The organism is Gluconacetobacter aggeris (assembly GCF_014174395.1).
GTDB classification, from domain to species: domain Bacteria; phylum Pseudomonadota; class Alphaproteobacteria; order Acetobacterales; family Acetobacteraceae; genus Gluconacetobacter; species Gluconacetobacter aggeris.
On the sequence record NZ_JABEQD010000023.1, the window covers coordinates 1 to 18,829 of the forward strand.

The following is an 18,829-nucleotide window of genomic DNA, read 5'->3' on the forward strand; positions in this document are numbered from 1 at the left end:
AGGACTACGAAAGATACGCGACCACGCTCGCAGGCTTCCACGTCATCGCATTCGTCGGATACATGCTCAAACATGCCGCACAGATGGTCCAATGTGCATAACACCCTCTAGAATGGAGACACTGTTATGATTACTAAAGAGAAAGTTCTTTTGGCCTGGTCCAATCTGAAGGAAGCGGGCGCTTCAGGCAGTCGAATGACAGAGACTCTTCTCCTTACAGAATGGGCGATCAATCAACACCAGGACGGAATCACCTTGGTATCCCTTTATTCTGAGATGCGGAGGATATTTAGCTATCTAAGAAGTGTAACAACAACCAATGGCAGTGAAACAGAGGTAAAGGCGGCCGTTGAAGGGTTATTGACCGCCAATAGAATTCGTGGTGAGGGGGTTTTTCTTTACCCACACGAACAACAGCCGCAACAATAGTCTTGAGCCCGTCCGGGCGACCAATGTGAACCCAAGAGCAGCTACTGGCGCAGACTTTTTCGGGAGCGTTCACCTCCTCAGAGCTACAGGAGTTGCCCGCTCCTTCCCAGCTATCTTTCCTTTGCCTGCTTTCCTTACGCCGCAGCCGCGCTGTCCCCGGCCGCTGCATTATTCACCGGGTCCGCTTCATTGTCGTTCCCGGCAGGGTTGGCCGTTGCCGCAAGCTCGGCCTCCAGTTCGGCCAGCGCGTTCCGCTTCTCGCCGAGCAGCGTCTGCTCACGGAACGGCACGTCGAGCCGGGCCCGATAGGCGGGCAAACGGCCCTCGGCGTCCGCTCTACTGCGCAGCGTCTCGGCGTGAGTAGAGTCCAGACGCAACAGCGCGTGCTCGATTTTGGACACAATCCCCAGCGGCCTGGTCTCGGAATCAAACTCTACCCCCGCGATTCCGTGGCTGAAGTCGATCGCCAGCGTGGCCTCGACATTGCGCTTCTCGTCCAGACCGAACCGCTGCACCCACGCTTCGAGCACGATGTCGAAACCGCCGATGCGGCCGAGGACCCAGCGTCCCTCCTCCCCCTGCTTCTCGGCCATCCGCGCCTGCCCCAGGAGAAAGGCCCCTGCCCTCTCCCGCTCTGCCATGGCGCCACGCGGCGCCTCGAAGCGGAATGCGTCGCCACGGGTCGGCTCCCGGCGCGCAATGTCCGCCTCGATCTTCGGAAGCAGCTCGTTCGCCCTGGCGATGTCCCGCTCGCCCGCCTGGATCGCGCGTCGCACCGCGAACTGGTCGTCGTAATGCGCGGCATGGAGCCGCTCGAGCCGGGCCAGTTCGGCCTCCAGCCCCGCCTTCTGCATCAGCCGTGCATCGCCTGACGCGAGGGCCTTGGCCATGGCGAACTGGTTGCCGTCGTCATTGACGTCCTCGATGCGCCGGATCGAGCGGTCCCCCGACATGGCGAGCGAGATGAAGCGCAGCTTGCGCTCCAGCAACTGCCAGTTCGTGGCGTCCACCGATCCCTCCTGGGCGTAGGCGTAGATGTGGATGACCGGATTCTGATTGCCCTGGCGTTCGATCCGCCCCTCACGCTGGATGATATCGGAGACCAGCCAGGGCACGTCGAGGTGGTGCAGTGCGATCAGCCGCTGCTGGGCATTCACGCCCGTCCCCATGGTGGCCGTCGAGCCGATCAGGATCCGCTTGCGTCCGCTGTTGAGGTCGCCGAACAGGCGGAGCTTGGCCGCTGCCCGTTTGTGATCCTGCATGAAGGCGATCTGGTCGCGGGGGACGCCAAGCCGCACCAGTTCGTCGCGCATCCACAGATACGCCGAGAAGCCGCGCTTCCCTTCCGCGGCCGGGGTGCCGAGATCGGAGAACACCATCTGCACGGCGCCGGGCAGATCATATGGACGGCCGGTTTCCGGGTTGGTGTAGCGGTTCGCCGACGTCTCCTGCCAGATCCGGAACACGTTGCGGATCATGACGTCGAGCTTGCTGGGCGCATTCTCGTTCGCGGGGGCGCGCTCGACGAACCGCAGATCAATCGCGGCGTGCCGCGCGTCGTTGATCACCGACAGAAGGATGTCGTCGCCTTTCTGGGGACGCGCCTTCCGGTTTTCGATGACGCGGATACGCTCGGCCAGCACCCTCTGGTAGGCGCGGAAATCATCATTTGCGGGCGCAACGACGATTTCCCGGTGCCCGCCATGAATCGCCGGCAGCTTCACGTAGCGGCGCAGATCCTCCTGCTGCACGACATCGGCAAAATGCAGATACATCGCCATCAGATCGGCGACGTTCACGAACTCGGTAAAGCGCGTGACCGGCTTGTAAAGGCCGCTCGGCTGCAGTTCGAGTTCGGTGCGGGTTTCCCCGAAATTCGCCGCCCACGGATCGAACTCGTGCAGATAGCGTTCCTGCAGGCTCTCCAGCGCCATGTAGCGCTGCACGGTGTAGAGCTCGCCAAGCGTGTTGGTGATCGGGGATCCAGACGCCAGGATCAGCGGACGCTCCGGATTCCGCGCCGCCAGATAGCGCGTCTTCACGAACAGGTCCCACGCCCGCTGGCTGCCGCTCGGGTCGATGCCCTTCAGGTCGGACTGGTTGGTCGCGAAACTGAGCTTGCGAAACTGCTGCGCCTCGTCGACCAGGATCTGGTCGATCCCAATCTCGCCCAGATGCACCAAATCATCCTTGCGGGCAGCGAGGCCTTCGAGCTTTGCCTCCATACCCTCCTTCATCCGCTCGATGCGCTTGCGCGACAGACGGTCCTCGCCGTCCACCTGGTCGAGCAGTTCCTCGTATGAGGCGATCTGCGCTTCGATCATCTGTCGCTCGAACGCGGCTTCGACCGGAATGAACTTGAACGCATCGTGGGTGATGATGATCGCGTCCCAATTCCCTGTCGCGGCGCGCGCCAGGAACCGCTGGCGTTTCTCCTTCACGAAATTGGTCTCGTCGGCGACCAGAATCTTCGCGGTCGGGTAGAGCATCAGGAACTCGCGCGCCATCTGCGCCAGGCAGTGACCAGGCACGACGATCATCGCCTTCGAGATCAGACCGAGGCGGCGCTGCTCCATCACGGCCGCGCACATCGAGAACGTCTTTCCGCTCCCCACGGCGTGGGCGATGTAGGTGCCCCCCGTGGCGATAATCCGCCAGATGACCCGCTTCTGGTGCTCGCGCAGTCGGATCGTCGTGCTGGCGCCCGGCAGGCGGAGATGCGCGCCGTCGAATTTGCGGGCGACCAGGTTGTTGTAGGTGTCGTTGTAGAGCCGCACCAGGCGATCCGCACGCTCGGCGTCCTGCCACACCCAGGTTGAGAACGCGCTCTTGATCGCCGCCAGCTTTTCCTTGGCGGCCTCTGTCTCCTTGGTGTTCAGTTCACGATGTTCGCCCTGATCGTCGGTCCAGGTGTCGTAGATCTTCGGGCTGGCCTGGGTCAGCGCGTCTTCCAGCAGTTCGCCCGCGTGGCGGCGCTCCGTGCCCCAGACCGACGTCGCCTCGGCCTTGCCGGCAAACGGCAGTTTGTCGACGCTCCAGCACGCCACCTGAGCGGTGTGGTGGATCCGTGTCTCCACCCCGAGCACCTCGCGAACGAAATCCGCGACGTCGCTCACCGGAAGCCAGGGCGCGCCCAGTCGGGCGGTGATATCGGAGGGCCGCAGGTCTTCGGGCTGCACCGCCTCCAGCGCCGTCACGTTGCGGGCGTAGCGGCCATCATGGCTGGCGGCCTCGCGTGCCTGCGCCAGCTTGGTCCGCACGGGTCCACTGAGGTAGGCGTCGGCCGTGGCGTAGGAATCCCGGCCCGGCAAGGTAAAGGCGGGATCGAGAAAGATCGCCGAGCCGAGTTCCGTCACCACGTCGCTCTCGGACCGCCCGAGAAGCTCCGCGATCAGCGGAATGTCGACGCGGCCGGTATCGTGCAGGGAGACCGCCAGGGCGTCGTGAGCGGAATGGATTTCCGGCTCCACCGGCGCATGGATGACGCGATCGGTGAACAGCGGTCCGGGCCTGCCCGTCTCCGTCGCTTCGTCATATTCCTCGATCGAACTGACCAGCCACACATCCGGGTCATCGTAGAACGGCTGCAGGTTCGGGCGCCGCTGTGTCTCGGTCTCGACGCCTGTGGTCTCATTCACCCGCACCGTCGTCTTCGTCAGGTTGATCGGTCCGAACTGCCGCACGAACGCCTGATAGGCGCGCTTCAGGTCCCCCTGCCCTTTCGCGAACGGCTGGTTTTCCATCTGGGCGCGCAGCACGCGACGCGCAGCGTCACGCACTGGAATCAGCGCCTCGATGATGCGCGCGTGCTTCTGGAACAGGCCCTCCTTCTGCTCGCCTCTCCGGATCAGGACCCGGCTCGAACGTCCCGCGACAATCTGGTGCAGCACGCCGCCTTCCAGGAAGTAGCTGCCCTCTTTCAGATCGGCACCATCGGCCGCGGTGCCGATCTGGCGGCCGTCGGCCGCCGGCGCCACGATCCGACCGGTCGGCGCCGGGAAACGGACGTCCGGTGCGATGCGGCCGAGCGCGATCGGCAGCGCCTCGTCCAGGGCGATGCCGGCGATCGGCTCGCAGGTATAGTCCGGCCCGAACTGGGTCGTGGTCCAGGCATGGCGCCCGAGAACCTGCTCGCCATGATCCAGATAATAGCGGTTCACGCGCAGGGCGCCGTGGCCATGATCGGTGTCCGGAATTTCCACGGTCTCCAACCAGCGGTCATCGCCCGGCAGCTCGCCGATCCCGCGCCGACGGAAGACCAGGACGTCGACCACGACGTCGGTTCCGGCGTCGGCGCGCATCGCCGTTGCCGGTAGCCGGACCGCACCAAGCAGGTCTGCCATCCCCTGCATGTGTGTCCTTGCCGTCGTGCTGCTCTTGTCGAGCGTATGACGCGAAGTCACGAACGCCGCGATCCCGCCTGGCCGCAGGGCCTCGATCGACCGGGCGATGAAATAGTCGTGGAGGCTGAAACCCCAGAGGGCACGGTCGTCAGCGTTATGGACGGTCCGGTTGGAGAACGGCGGATTGCCGATCGCGAGGTCGTATCCGCTGTCGAGCTTCGCCTTGGTGAAATCCTCCTGGCGGATCCACTGCCGGGGATACAGGCGCCGGGCGATCCGTGCAGTCACGGCGTCCATCTCGATGCCGGTGAATGCGATGGCGCCGTCGAGCTTCGCGGGTCGCGTTGCGATGAACAGGCCGGTGCCGCAGCCAGGCTCGAGCACCGAGCCGCCCTGGAAGCCGCGCGCGAGCAGGAAGTCCCAGATCGTATGCACGATATATTCCGGGGTGTAATGGGCGTATTGCACCGCCCTCGCCAGCGCCGCGCGCTCGGTCTCGCTGGTGCAGGCGGTCAGCTCGGCGCCGATCTCTTCCCAGCCGCGGCCAACGGTGTCGCCTGCGCGGGGGAACAGATTGTTGGCCAGATCGCCGGCGCCGAAGCCGACGAAGCGACTGAGGGTCTCCTGCTCGATCGCGGTCGCGTTGCGCTCCTCTCGCTCAAGCTCTCCCAGCAGCCGGATGGCGGCTACGTTATCCCGCGCGCGGGCCTGCCAGCCTGCGGCCAGGCCACGGAGACCCGTCAGGCGGAAATCGCGCTGCGGCACGACGGCCGGTGGTTCGGCGAGAGCCTTGGCGAGCGCGGTAGGCTGAGCCTCCGCGTCTTCGCCGTCCAGGTCGCCCCAATAGAGGCAGGTATCTTTCCCGCTGAGGGGCGTGCTGTCGAAGAGGCTGAACTGGGTTCCGAAAACGGCCATGGAAGGGCTCCGGGCATGCGCGATCGCCCGGCGCAGCAAGCTGGCCGGGGGCGCGAAAGGACGAACGGCCACCAGAAGGTGGCCGCTATGACGGGTCAGGTTGGTGGGGGCAGGTGCGGGGAGGCGCTAATGCTCCAGCCCCTCGCTGGCATCGATAATTTCGAGCGCGGTCGCGCCGGCGTCACGTGCTGCGTCGGCCGAGCGGGCGAGTGCGTCCAGGATATCCGGCAGCGGTTGCGCCGTCGGATCGCTTGGCTCGATGAAGGCCGTCGTCGCCCGTTTGAGCGCGCGCAGGGCCCGCTCCTTCGGGGTCTCCTCGGGCGTCAGTTCGCCTTTTGCGATCCGGTCATGGACGTGGCGGTGGAGGGCCTCCTGGCCGCGGCGGACGCGATACTGCGGGGGCAGATGGTTAAATCGGCGCCAGAAGGCCGCCCGGTCGCTGACGCCCGCCAGTGTCTCGAGTTCGCTGAGTGCGTCGAATTGGCGACCGGCCACAGGTCGCGCGGGTCCGTCCGGATCTGGAAGGCCATGGGCGAAGATGTGAAGCGTCATTGTCTGGGTCCTTTTCTCTCTTGACCCATTCGCGCGACCACATAGAGGAGAGCGGATCATACGGCGGCGCTTGGCGCCGGGACCGCAGGCACGCGCAGGCGGCGCAGCCGGCGAGCATGACGAGGACCCACCCGGTTGATCCGCTGTCCTCTATGTGGCGCGTCCTCCTCCCTTCTGTTTTCGCCTCTTCTGCCTTTTCTCCTCTGCTTCCCTCTTCCGTGTGTCTTGGACTTGCCAGACAGATGGAAGACCCTTTTTGCGCTAGGCAGGAAAGGGGACGTCCGCCGGGGATTGGTTTTTTTGAAGGGTGGCGCGCAAAAAAACAGGGAGAGGTTGCCGCATACACGTTGACACTCCGGGTAGAGGTGTATTTACGTATCGGAGCAGGTCATTTTTACACATGTAAAAATGACCCGAGAGTTTCACAGGCGGCACGTGTGTCGACGGCCATCATGACCTTTTACATGTGTAAAAATGGCCGCCCGTGCGCACAGAATTGTGGAGTTAACGATGGCTTCAGAAGCAAAGACCATTCTTATCGCGAGCGTGAAGGGGGGGACGTCAAAATCTACCCTTTCGCGCTGCATCTCGGTATGCGCCGCGCGGGAAGGACTCGATGTGGCGGGGATCGATTTCGATCCGCAACAAACCTTCTCAAAGTGGTCAAGCGCACGTCACGAGACGAAGAAAGTGATACCCAGCGTTTCGGATTTCCCTGTCATCGCAATGTCTTTGAACAAGTGGAGGGGAGCAGAGGACGTTGTTGACGAACATGAAATCGTTATTATAGACACACCTCCAGCGCTGGAAAACAACGCGGACGCGTTCCTGGGTCTCGCAGAGATGGCTGATATAGTCCTCGTACCCACAGGATCGACTCACGACGACATATCGAGCAATACGCCCTACCTGCTCTCGTTAAAGAAAGCAGGAATAAGGTCATTTGTGGTGTTCTCGAGGGTTAACCGCCAGACGAAGAGCTTCAGGCAAGCCAGGCAGCAGATCGCAAAGTTCGCTCGAGTGTTGCCTGTTGAAATACCCGTGGCTGAAGACATGCATGTTCATAACGACGGCGGGTTGACGGCCGTCGATATTAAGGACGCTCGAGGATCCAAGGACGTCGAACTTCTGTGGGATTTGATTAAGCATGAGGTGGACCTGTGACCGTGAAGATCTCCAGAAATGCGGCTCGCAAACTCAGAGGAAATGAGGAGCCGCTCACCGCTGAAAAGGCGTCAGAAATTATGGCGTCCGACATGCGCAGTGTCGCACAAAACGAATTGATCGAGATCGACGAAGAACTTCTGATGACACTTCGGGAGGTCTTTGGTGACACCGGATTGATCGAAGACGAAGCGAAGCTTCGCGAGCTGATAAAACAACGTAAGATAATCTATAGAAATTTCATAAAGTCTGGGCACGCGTCTCTTGCTATGGGAAACGCGCTGTTGAGCCTCGACGCGTCCCTTAACGAAGAGCAAAGAGACCGTCTCAAAGGCAGTTCTGAGAAAATCCTTCCATTTGGCGACACCGTTGCATCCATGCTTCGTAGCGTGGCTCGTTTCGTTCAGGCAGGAAAAGTGCCGGAGGAGCAACTGCCGGCGAGTTATTCGGCAGCCTACGTCCTGACAAGTATGACGGATACTGAACTCGAAGCTGCGAAGTCGAACGGCTTAATTCGACCCGAGGTAGGTAGGCCTAGACTATTAAAGTTTAGAAAGGAATTTCGGGAGCAGGCGAAGGCTGATGATACAGGGAAGGGAGGCGTAATCGATATTGAAAAACTTGTTTCTCAGCGGACCCGCTTGAATTCCCGGAGACGGAAGATCTCGGCGGAATATTTCGCGTTAAGTCGGGATGTGCGGGAGATATCTCAGGTACTCGCGAAGCTTCAGAAGCGGCCAGGTTAAGGGTTCGACGGGCAGGAGCATAGCGCTTTGAGTCACGCTCGCTGCGGCCAACAACCACCACTCCTACCCCCGTGGGGAAGGTTGGGCATGCGAACGGATTGCGCTGTGTTCCGTCTGTGAGACCGTCGAGGGGTCATGTTACGGTGAGGGGGACGGCGGGTTCGTCAGCTCACAGGATGACGTCGTTGCTTGAGCATTTTTAGCCGGCCGGACTTCGGAAGCTCCTCAGGTCGCGTAGCTGGGGCGGGTTAGGGCAGGGGAGCAAGACCAAAAGCCCAAGTGCGACGTCGAAGAATCAAGAGGGTATCGCTAGCACGCACTGCTCCTGACGCCGCCGGGTTCCCCTCAGGCGGCGACAACGGGAGCCGCCGTGGGCTTTTGGGGCGTGTTGCAAGCGCACTTCGCCAGCTTAATCGGTGTGTGGCATTTTGGGGCGCTCTAACAGCACAGGCGCTGGTTCGATGGTATCGCTGTGACGTCGCTGCCATCCAGGTTTGTCGCCGATGTTGTCAGAGCGTGGACTTTTGGGGCGCACCGCGGTTTGATGCCGACATCGGACCGATCCTGATATCTTCAGACCGAAGTGCCTTGAGTTTCGAGGCATTCTCGATCCGTGGACTTTGAGGGCGGATGGGCGACCGGCAGGTCTTACTTTGGCTTCGTTGGTAATATGATGCCAGCTTAACAATGTGGGCTTTTAGGGCGCGGGTTGCTCGGGTGACAGAGCGGCGCACCGGAAACGGCGTCCGAGCCTGAGTTTCGTATCGGAATGCTGTAGCCACGTTCCCGTGTGGGGTTTTAGGGCGCGGCGAGGAGGATATTCGCGCTCTAATGAGAATTCATTTGTATCGGGGCGATGAGCTGCCGATCCTGGATCGGTGGGCTACTCAGAGATTAACAGGCCTGCCTTCCTGGCAAGCCTCTTCGGGACCGCAGGATGTGATTGCCGCAGTATCAACCCGTGCTCATTGGCCGTGACATCGGCTTCTGGATAAACCGCGAGCGCGATCTTCAAGCTGTCCAAAAAGTTTTCGCGGAATTTCCGCAGTCGTGCATAACTGCGTCCAAACTGCGCATACAAGGCAGGCCATGAGATCTGGCAATCGCTTGGCAGCGCATGGAGCCTATAAGCGAGCCAGCAATAGATATCGAGTGCCTGACTATTGTTCGAGATGGCGCGGATCGCGGACTCTTGCAGTGGTACGGGATGATGCTTCAATTGCTCAAAAAAACCTTCAGACAGCTTCACAGTCTCAAGTAGAGCACCTGTATCGTCATTAGTGAAAAGAGCAGTGTCGACGATATTTTGATTGACGATCCCGGTTTGTTTACCTTTGGCGACTTGGAATGTCATCCGGCATCTTGAAAGCCTAAGAGCTTGATCTCTGACTTCCTTCATACTCTTGCCGCCGATGGAGACTCCCAGCTTTCCGAGCCATACTCTTAAACTCCGACCGAGTTCGATCTCGCGGCTGTTTGTCTTTATCGCCTCGGTTTGCAGATAGAGGAGAATGAGTCTGGCGCGCGAACCGTAGGGAACGCCGACCCGGACTACGCCTTTGCTCGTGTGTAAAGAACCGGGCTCAACAAGCAACTTTGTGTGGTCGGTCTCAATTACCCAAACGTGGTCGTCGGGCTGTTTTCGGTGTGGGAGTGCGGCCTGGCACCAGCCGCTGAAGAGGAATCCAACACCACCTGTTTCGTCGCTCATGAAGTCAAAAGCGACGTCGACCTCCTTGCGGTCTTCGACGAAAGAGAGCGCCCCTTGCCGTCCATGCTGCTCAATCAGGTTGTGGACACGTCCCATGTCTCATCCTTTAGAGGGTAACGCACGATTATGTCGCCGTGGACTTTTGGGGCGAAGAGCTATTTGTAGATTATTTGAATCTATATATTAGTTTGTGCCCTAAAAGTCCACGGGACAAAGCTAGTTAAGTCACTGACTTTTAGAAATTTCCGGATAATCGGCCGCCCTAAAAGTCCTCACGTCACGCCCTGAAAGTCCACATCAACATGGTGGGCAGTGCTGCGTTTTCCGCCCCAAAAGCCCACAGCCTTCCGATTCGCATCCATCACGCTGAACAGTGAAGGTGCGGCGTGGACTCTTGGGGCGGATGGGCAATCGCACGGATCCTCCGTGCGCCGGCGGCGATTTGTGCTCCTTGTCGGGCCGAGGCTTGAGGTACGGTAGCGTGCGAATTGCCGATTACCGGTATAGGTGCCATCCCGTATCCTCGATACTGGCGAGGATTAGCGGGCGGAGGCAGGTCGAGGCGGGCGACAGGGACGTTGGCCCCATCAGACCAGCTCCTTCAACGGATGCTCGGCGAAAGCATCGCCATGCTCAAGATAATGGTCGAGCGGCGCATAGGATTTGTGGCGGCCCAGGCGCTTGAGCTGGGACGGATGCACCTGGTGCTGCATACCGGTGGTGAGAGCACCCCGCTTGAGGCTGTGGCCGCCGAATTCGGCCGGATCGAAGCCGGCCTTGGCCGCGTAGTGCTGCACCACGCGGGCGACCGAGCGGTCGGACAGCGCCGCGGTGCCGATCACTGGTTCACCGCGTGTCAGGGCGAAGCGCCGCTTGGGGGGGACGAACACCCGGCGAAAGACGGGCCCCTCGCTAATCCCGGCGCGCTCGACCCAGGCGAGATAGGCCCTGACCGGGCATAGGGCGCGGCCGGTAGAGGGCAGGGCGATGTCGACGCCGGCGCCTTGGCGGTCGCCCTTGGACAGCGGGAGGCGAATAGTGAGGCCGCGCGCCTCGAGCGTCACGTGCTCGATGCGGATCGCCGCCAGCTCGCTGCGGCGCATGGCGCCGATGAAGCCGATCACCAGCAGGGCGCGATCGCGCACGCCGGCAAGGGTGGCGAGATCGATCTCCGCCAGCAGCGCCTGCAGCACGTCGAGGGCAGCGGCGCGCTTCGGTTTAGGGCCATGGCCACGGGCGGCGGCGTCGCGGCGGATCCCGGCCTGGGTGGCGGCGACGGCGCTGTCCTGGGTCGGCACCGGGCAGTCAGCGAGGCGGTGCAGATAGGTGAGGGCGGCCCGGCGCAGGTCGAGGGTGGTCGGCGACAGGCCGCGACCGCGCTCGGCGGCGAGGAAGGCGGCGATGTCCGGGCCCCGTGCCGGCAGGCAGGGCAGGGCGTGGCGCGCGCTCCAGGCGCACCAGGCGCGGATGCTGGCGCGATAGGCGCGCAAGGTGTTGGGGGCCGCGGCCCGCTGGGCATAGGCGCGGGCGGCGGCGCGGGCGGTCTCCAGCCGGTCATCGGCGTCCGGTACCGCCTGGCTGACCGTGGCCTCGAACCAGCGGCGCACCGCGGCGGCCGGCTGGCCGAGGGGAGGGGGCGCCGGCACTGCCGCCTCGGGGGCGCGCTGCCCCTGGTCGAGCCAGGCGACGAACACCGGCTCCGGGCCGAGTTCCAGGCCGATTTGCAGCGCGGGGTCGTCGGCGGCGCGGCCGAGGCGCGCGGCGGCGGCGGCACGGGCCTCGAGATAGAGGGTCAGCCCGTCGGCCAGCGGCCGGTTCGGCCGCAATTCCGGGCCGTCCGGTTCCTGCGGTGCCAGGTGCAGCGGAATCCCGGCCGGGAAGCGGGCGGTGGAGAGGATGCGGCGCAGGCTGTCCTGGTCGCGGCCGGCACCGGCCAGCCGCTCGCGGCTCAGCCGATCGACATGGCGCGGCAATTCCTCGAACACCCAGTCGGGATTGGTCAGGCAGCGGACATCGGACAGCATCAGGTATCATCCCGCGGGGTAAAGGGCAGGGCGGCCCAGCCGTCATCCCGCACGTCCGCGTCGCGCGGCCCCGAGCGTTGGACCGCCTGAAACACCTCGAGCAGCTGGGCATCGGTGAGCTGGATGGTGTCGGTCCAGTCGGCACGATAGTCGCTGCAATCGTGCGCAATGAGTTCGGGCCACTGCGCCTTGGGCTCGTGCCAGCGTTGCTCGCTGTTGTGCTTCAGCGCGTTGCTCAGGGTCGCAACCTGCCGCAGTGTCGGGTCGGGCGGAGCCGACAGTGCGCCGGCATGTCGGGCAAGCTCCTTGAAGCCGCGGGGAGCCTCCTCCTGTTTTGTTGCCTTGGTCTGACCGGACCCGGTTCTGGCGTCGGGGTGGGCGGCATGCCACCAGGCGCTCACCGAGCGCTCCCAATGATGGTAGGCGGCGACGGCAAACGCCTTGCGCAGTTCGTTCAGTGAGGCGGCGGCGGCGGCGCGTTCGGCGTCAAGGCCCCAGACTGGGCTGTCGTTCTCCTCCGGTTCCCCTGCGGCGTTCAGCACCCAGCGGGGCGTGGCAGCCCGGGGCAGGGCCTCGATTTGCCCCAGTTTGCTGGCGACCTCGGCGCGGATGCCGGCAAGGCCGTGGGTGGCACCGATGCAGAGGAGGTTGAGGCCGCGAAGATAGGCGTCGCGATCACCCGGCAAGACGCGTCTCGCGGCCTCGGCGGCCAGCGCGCGGGCCACCCGCTCCTTGAAGGGCAGCGTGGGACCACCGCGCCGTCCTGGCAGCTTGGCTGACGGCTTGGCGGTCTCGGCCATAGTGGCTGCTCCTGGTGGTGGGTGGCATGGTGATGATCCTGGCTGGCCCATCTGTCCACGGCCGCACATCGCATCAATCGGGACATTTTTTGTCGAATTCCCCCAAAAATGCGAATAGAAATCACGATAAATCAATGGGATATATCTCCCCTAGTCGATGAGAAATTCCCTATTTGAGAGGAAATATGCCCTTATTGAGGGGACAAATCTATCCTGCCGTTTCTATGGCAACGCCGAGACAGATTAGGTCCGCTTCTGCCCGCTACTAGCAGCATACGTGCCGATGAACAGCTTTCCGCACAGGTGACATAAGCAGCACGGTCTATCTTGACCGAGTTGGGGCCGGGAGACGTCGGTTCGCTTTCAGCCATCTCCCGCGATAGACATTGCAGCCCTCATCCTTATGGTTGAAGCTTGTGCTTGGCCAAGGTGGAGAAGTTGGCCTAAGTATCTCAGAATCATATGTGTGGATCGCAGAAAAAAGGCTGAGCGGCACAGATGCTCACGGGGGAATTAGTGGCCACCGATATTCTGATACGTTTCCTTGGTGCCGGTCTCATCAACGTAGGTGGTGACGACGCCAAGCTTGACCGGCTGAGAGAAACAGCGGCCGACCTCGCGGCCACCCTCGAGAAAACGCCGTCCAAGGCCGCTGCGTTCGCACTCATCGCCTTCGACCCGGAGGCTCCCGTAGATGACCCGGTCATCAAGGAGACAGCCGAAGCACTCCAGAAGCGCTGGGCCACCTACGTCAACACCTTCTCGGGAACGCCCGTCGCCGTGATCCGGGCGATACTGCTCGACGCTCTTGTCCACGCAGCGGAAGATGACGACAAGGTCGGCGTCGCTTTCGTGACCTCCGCCCGCAATGCCTTACCCTTCATGGAGGCCGGCAACGAGCGCGCGATTTGGACCGATGTGGTGGCGGACATCGAGCGACGCGTAGACGCGCGAGCCGAAGCAGAATGGGCGGCGCCGTCTTCGATCACCGTGCCAGCCATGTCCTTTGACGCTCCTAAAGCCGTCTCCACGGGGGTGACGTTTGGAAGCGTCGATAAGGCGGCGCTCACGGTGCAGGTTCTGGCGGCTGCCGGTCCTCAAACTGCCACCGGACAAGCGACCGGGGGCAACCAATACTGGCCCAATCAACATCCGCAGCAGTGGGCCCAGCAGTTCAGCACCCGCTTGGCCGCCGCCATTGCCGACGCGGTGGATGCGCTCGGCAAGGAGGCGAATGTCGAACCGATCGACCTGTCCGGCCCCTTGAAGGGCATTGCTCAAGCCGTGACGACGCATGTGGAAGCCACATTGCAAGCGGTGACCGGAGCCTCGGCTGGCCTTCAGCGACGCACGAACCTGATCTGGTGGAAGGAGACCCTTTACTCACCAAGCGCTCGCGTAAGCTATCGCGGGATGCCGACGTCGACCGCGGCGGCATTGATGGCGTTCGACCTGCATCAGCAGGTGCCGACCTTCTCGCCGGCCAGCGTCGCCGCCTTCCTTCATGAGGCGGTCCTGAGCCTACCTTCCCTCGATCCCGCCGAAGGGCGACCAATCCGCAGCCTTTTGGAAGAGGCCATGGCCTCTCCTGAACTCACGCCGTTGCGGGAAGCCGCAGCGCAGCTCGTTCAGGACCTGGCAGGCCGTGGGCCGGTATTGGCACTCCTCGGACACCGCTCCGGCCGCTCGACCCTCGACGATGACGGCTTTCGTGCGCATGTCGGCGTTCCGGCAGCGACGCCGCTGACCGTGCCTGGATGGGCGACGTGGCTCTTCAGAGAGTTGCAGGCCGCTCGTGCAGCACAAGGGGGGGGCGGAGGCCAAGAAGCGAGGACGTAAATCCTGATGACCGCGTGCTCGCGACCTACGTGCTTCGCGCCCGAAAGCACCTGCGACCTGGGCTTCTTGGATCGCGCCAAATGCCCAGGGTGGAAGCGCCGGGACGAGGCAGCGGCAGCGCAGGGTGAAACGGAGACCGACGAACTTTTGCTCCCCTGGTCGGGAAGCGCCATCGGTCTCGTTGACCTCGGCTTCGTCGCCGGGCGAACAAAGCCGTTGGTCGTCGGTATCGTAGGGCCGCAGAATGCGGGGAAGACCACCTTGCTGGCTGCCTGGTACCTGCTCATCGGCCGCGGTCTGACCGGTTCCGATCAGCGTCGTTTTGCGGGCTCCTACTCGCTCGCCGGGTGGGAAGCCGTGGCAAGCGCGTTGCGATGGACACCCGGGCATCAGCCCAGCTTTCCGCCGCACACGACCAGTCGCAGCGGCCGAGCGCCCGGCCTCCTCCACCTCGCGTTCAGGACCGCGAATGGCGAGGTTCGCGGGTACACGCTCACCGACGCTCCCGGCGAGTGGTTCCAGAAATGGGCAGTCAACCGCGAGGCTGTCGAAGGCGAAGGCGCTCGCTGGGTCGCGGAGCACGCTGACCTCTTCTTGCTCATCGCGGATCGCGAAGCGCTTTCTGGCCCAAACATGGGTTCGGCCCGCGGCTCGATTCAAATTTTGGCGCACCGCTTGGCTGCCGAACGCGCAGGGCGTCCGGTGGCGCTCGTCTGGACCAAGTCGGACGTCGCAGTGGCGACCGAGATGGAGAAGGCGGTCCGCGATGCCGTGCTCGGCCCTATGCCAGACGCTCACGAGTTCTCGGTGAGCATCGCGGCCAGCGCGGACGACGCCTCCGACACGGGTCAAGGTCTTCTCGAGCTCCTGGACTGGACGCTCGAGATTCGGCGCGAGCGCGTGTCCCTGCCGCCTGTCGAGGCCTCAAGTTCTGACCCGCTCTTCATGTTCGGCGCGAGGTGATCATGAGCGCCAGCGACAGATCTATCCTGCTCATCGGCGAGTCAGGCGTCGGCAAGACGCACTACGGCGCACAGCTCCTGAAGCGGCTGATGAAAGGTGACGGCCAGCTGCGGATGGACGGTGCGGCCACCAACCTGGAGCCGTTCGAGGCCGCAATGGAGAGCCTGAACGAAGGCATGGCGGCCGGTCACACGCCCACGACCACCTATGTCGACAGCATCTGGCCGATCGCGGACGTCAGCGGTCGCAAGGCGGAGCTTGTCTGGCCAGACTACGGCGGCGAGCAGATCAAGACTATATCGTCGACGCGCCGCATCCCTGCGGCTTGGCGCGCCCGCGTCATCGACGCACCTGCCTGGCTTCTGTTGGTCCGCCTGCAGCAAACGCGTGTGAGCGAGGACATCTTCTCGCGTCCGCTGAGCACGCTGAAAGGCGCCGGCGTTGAAAATCGCGAGGTTCAGGTCTCGGACCAGGCTCGGCTGATCGAGTTGCTCCAGATGCTCCTCTACATCCGGGGCGCGATCAGCATGAAGCCGTTGGAGAGCCCCCGCCTATGCGTTATCCTGAGTTGCTGGGACGAGTTAGGCACCGATGAGCAGCCCGCCGTGGTCCTGGACCAGCGGCTCCCCATGTTTTCGAGCTTCGTGCACAGCATATGGATCGAACCGAGCGTGCTCGGCCTATCCGCGCTGGAGCGGCCACTCAGTCCCCGTGATCCGGATATGGAGTACGCGGCGCGCGGTCCCGAGCAATTCGGCTATGTCGTTCTTCCGGACGGCCAGCGCTCCACGGACCTTACGTTGCCGATCCAGCGCCTCTTAGCCGACACCCTCTGAGACCGAGGGCCGGCGTCTATGAGAGTCGAGCAGGCGATATACGGTGAGGTGCGCGGCGGGCATGCTATGCGGCTGGCCAGCGACCGCAGCCGCGTTCCCGCCGAGCTGGCGTCGCGCCTCGACCTGCCCGACACAGCGCCTCCCGGGGTGGAGTGGTCACCCTTCGTCAGCGGCTTCCCACACGGCGACCGCTACGTCCTTGCCCGCACCTTCGCCGACCCGACGGCATCCCGGGCCGGGATGGTCCTCTCCCATGCTGTCATCGCTCCCCTCGAAGAAGTGACAACGATGGCTGACCTGCGGCCGCTTATCGCGCTGCTGATCGCGGCGCCCGAGCCGCCCGATGCGATTCAAGAGTGCGACGTGCCCACGTCCACGCTGGCGGCGCCCACGGCCGCGGACTTGGTACCGGCAGCCGAGGCCCTGACTACCAGGGGAACCGGGCCTGTGGTGCGGGTCGGCGTTCAAGGGTTTGAAGACTTAGCCGTCGCCTTGTGGTTCCACCTCTGGCCCGAACTCCGCGCCCGGTTCGCGTTTCGGCTGAGCTTCGGTCCGCATGATGTGGTCGATGTGCCCCAGCCGTCGCTCATCTGCACACCCACCGCATTGGCGGCCCGCTGGACGGGTCATCGTATCATCGGGACCTCTGGTTCGGCCCCTGTCTCACGCGCGGCTGCGATCTTGAGCGGAGGCGCGGAGGCCGAACCTAGCCTCGCTTTCGCCCAGGAGATCGGGGCGCGACTGGACCGCTTCGCGGACTTGCCCCTGCTCGAGCGCGCCTTTGAGCTCGGCTCCTCCTCGAGCCCGAGCTTTGACGACTGCGTAGCCGTCCTTCGGCTCGTCGAGCGCCTCTCGCCCGATCCCACCATGGGTACGGCAGGCAAGGCAAAGCTGATCGAGAGGCTCGCCTCGAGACTGCACGGTGCCGCGGTGGGGGGCATTCTCCTGCTCAGAAACCTGAGCACAACGGGACTCCCGGCCGCGAGCACGCTATGGACAGGCCTCGAATCTTGGGCGGTCGCAAACAAGTTCCCACAAGCTGATGATCCGGCCATGTTGTCCGCGATCGACGACGCCCTTTCGGCCACGACCGCGGTCGAACCGTGGCGCAGGGCGGTCCTCGCGGGAGTCGTTGCCGTAGCGCGCTCGACTTCGTGTGGGTTTTCGGCGGCGTTTTGGCGTTGGGCTGAGACTCGACCTGCTACGCTGAAAGCGCTGGCCGACCACCTCCCGCAGGATGGAGGTTTAGAAGCTCGGCTGTCTGACGCCGTACCTCGTAAGATCAGTCACGACGCCGGCAAAGCGGTTACGGGCATCGCACTCATGAAGGGATGGCTTCGCCTACACGGGGCTGCTGCCGGTGCGAGCCTCTCGCCAAGCGAGGCAGTCCGCCAACAGCTCTCTGTCGATGCCGATCCGGGCAACCTCGACGGGCTCAGAGCCGCGTTGCGGACCGCTACGCCGGCGCAGTCGCTCGCGATAGCGCTCGACACGGCTGAGCCGCGCATCCTGCACATCGCGGCCGAGGAGGTCGCGCGAAAGCCCCAGCTCTTGAAGGATGTCGATTTCAGCACCCTGCCGGCGCAGCAGCTTTGGGCTCAGGCCCTTGCCGCCAACGCCGAAGCGTGGCGGGGGCCAACCGACCCGCAGCGCTCCTTTATTTCGGTCGTCGAAAAGCACCTCGACGGGGGCACCGTTGATCAAGAGCTGATCACGGTACTCGCCAAGAGCCCCTTGGCCGACCTGAGCGGCTATGCCCGTCGCGCCGAGGTCTGGCCGCGGCTCGCGGATCCCACCCGGACCAACCTCCTGAAAGCCACAGCCAGCGGCTGGCTCGATCGTGCCTCGACGGGTGACGTCGTCCGCGCACCGGACCCGCAGCTTGAAGCTGCAATCCTCACAGGTGATCGCCTAGACAGCATACTGCGGACGCTGGCGCCGACCGGCGTCAGCACCGTCGCCAGGATCGTCTCCGCCCTGCCAGGGGTTGACGAGCACCGCTTCCTCCGCTGGCTGGGGAGTTGGGCGGTGGCGCGACGATCACTGCGGTCGGATGATGCGGAGATGCTCGGTCGCCTGGTCCTTGACCGCCGCTGGCGCAGCGCCGTCGATGAGCTAGTCCGCCTCGCGCGCATGGGGCGCGACGACGTTAAGCCGGCGCTCAGGGTGTGCCATGATATGATAGGTATCTTCACGCGGTGGACGCTCGGGCTATCGGTAGTCTCCTACGAGGAAAAGTGGACAGTCCTGGAGGACCTTGCCGCCGACCTCTACCCAAATGGGCCCGATTACAACGAAATCTGGGGTCGAGCCGGTGGACGAGACGCAGACCTGCAGAGCTTCGGTAGCGGGCGGTCCCGATGGCGGGATGCGATCGGGCAAATGAGGCGGGGCAGAGGACCTCGACCTGCTCAACTGCTCGATGAGATGAAGCGGGATTTTCCCCACAGTGATCAAGTTCGCTATCTCGCCAGCGATCCCGATCTCGGAAAAGGTTACCGGTAATA

Annotated in this window: 12 protein-coding genes; 7 read left to right on the top strand and 5 right to left on the bottom strand. The window is 63.3% G+C overall.

Translation table 11 applies throughout. The features are described 5' to 3' along the window. Nucleotides 1–126 precede the first annotated feature (126 nt). Nucleotides 127–429 carry a VHS/ENTH/ANTH domain-containing protein gene (locus tag HLH36_RS18675; RefSeq protein ID WP_182987794.1) on the top strand — a complete coding sequence of 101 codons (303 nt, stop codon included), beginning with the start codon at nucleotides 127–129 and terminating at the stop codon, nucleotides 427–429. Nucleotides 430–563: 134 nt separating this feature from the next. Here HLH36_RS18675 and HLH36_RS18680 read toward each other — a convergent pair whose 3' ends face one another. Next, a complete protein-coding gene (locus HLH36_RS18680) occupies nucleotides 564–5,687 on the bottom strand; it encodes an Eco57I restriction-modification methylase domain-containing protein (protein ID WP_182987795.1) in 5,124 nt (1,707 codons plus the stop codon). A gap of 126 nt (nucleotides 5,688–5,813) precedes the next feature. Then, nucleotides 5,814–6,239: a hypothetical protein gene (locus HLH36_RS18685; protein ID WP_182987796.1), complete on the bottom strand. Its 426-nt coding sequence runs from the start codon at nucleotides 6,237–6,239 to the stop codon at nucleotides 5,814–5,816. 510 nt (nucleotides 6,240–6,749) lie between these two features. Here HLH36_RS18685 and HLH36_RS18690 point away from each other — a divergent pair. Then, nucleotides 6,750–7,403 carry a ParA family protein gene (locus HLH36_RS18690; protein ID WP_182987797.1) on the top strand — a complete coding sequence of 218 codons (654 nt, stop codon included), beginning with the start codon at nucleotides 6,750–6,752 and terminating at the stop codon, nucleotides 7,401–7,403. Next, nucleotides 7,400–8,149 (top strand): hypothetical protein, encoded by a 750-nt coding sequence (locus HLH36_RS18695; protein WP_182987798.1) that lies wholly within the window; start codon nucleotides 7,400–7,402, stop codon nucleotides 8,147–8,149. The genes HLH36_RS18690 and HLH36_RS18695 overlap by 4 nt, the downstream gene beginning before the upstream one ends. An 883-nt stretch (nucleotides 8,150–9,032) precedes the next feature. Here the strand turns inward: HLH36_RS18695 and HLH36_RS18700 are convergent. The 3 genes from HLH36_RS18700 to HLH36_RS18710 all read right to left on the bottom strand — a co-directional run bounded on the left by HLH36_RS18700 (nucleotide 9,033) and on the right by HLH36_RS18710 (nucleotide 12,684). Beyond that, nucleotides 9,033–9,956: a replication protein RepA gene (locus HLH36_RS18700; RefSeq protein WP_182987799.1), complete on the bottom strand. Its 924-nt coding sequence runs from the start codon at nucleotides 9,954–9,956 to the stop codon at nucleotides 9,033–9,035. A 491-nt stretch (nucleotides 9,957–10,447) separates the two neighbouring features. Further along, complete coding sequence (locus HLH36_RS18705) at nucleotides 10,448–11,884, bottom strand: site-specific integrase (RefSeq protein WP_182987800.1); 1,437 nt, start codon at nucleotides 11,882–11,884, stop codon at nucleotides 10,448–10,450. Beyond that, complete coding sequence (locus HLH36_RS18710; RefSeq protein WP_182987801.1) at nucleotides 11,884–12,684, bottom strand: hypothetical protein; 801 nt, start codon at nucleotides 12,682–12,684, stop codon at nucleotides 11,884–11,886. The genes HLH36_RS18705 and HLH36_RS18710 overlap by 1 nt, the downstream gene beginning before the upstream one ends. A gap of 498 nt (nucleotides 12,685–13,182) precedes the next feature. Here HLH36_RS18710 and HLH36_RS18715 point away from each other — a divergent pair, with 498 nt between their 5' ends. Genes HLH36_RS18715 through HLH36_RS18730 form a run of 4 tightly spaced genes read left to right on the top strand, consistent with a single transcriptional unit; the run spans nucleotide 13,183 to nucleotide 18,827 of the window. Next, on the top strand, nucleotides 13,183–14,523 hold the full coding sequence (locus HLH36_RS18715; RefSeq protein WP_220792922.1) for a GTPase-associated system all-helical protein GASH: 1,341 nt from the start codon (nucleotides 13,183–13,185) through the stop codon (nucleotides 14,521–14,523). Between the two features lie 6 nt (nucleotides 14,524–14,529). Continuing rightward, complete coding sequence (locus HLH36_RS18720; protein WP_182987802.1) at nucleotides 14,530–15,486, top strand: TRAFAC clade GTPase domain-containing protein; 957 nt, start codon at nucleotides 14,530–14,532, stop codon at nucleotides 15,484–15,486. 2 nt (nucleotides 15,487–15,488) lie between these two features. Then, nucleotides 15,489–16,322, top strand: a complete 834-nt coding sequence (locus tag HLH36_RS18725; protein ID WP_182987803.1) for a TRAFAC clade GTPase domain-containing protein — start codon at nucleotides 15,489–15,491, stop codon at nucleotides 16,320–16,322. A gap of 18 nt (nucleotides 16,323–16,340) precedes the next feature. Beyond that, nucleotides 16,341–18,827, top strand: a complete 2,487-nt coding sequence (locus tag HLH36_RS18730) for a GAP1-N1 domain-containing protein (RefSeq protein WP_220792923.1) — start codon at nucleotides 16,341–16,343, stop codon at nucleotides 18,825–18,827. Nucleotides 18,828–18,829 lie beyond the last annotated feature (2 nt).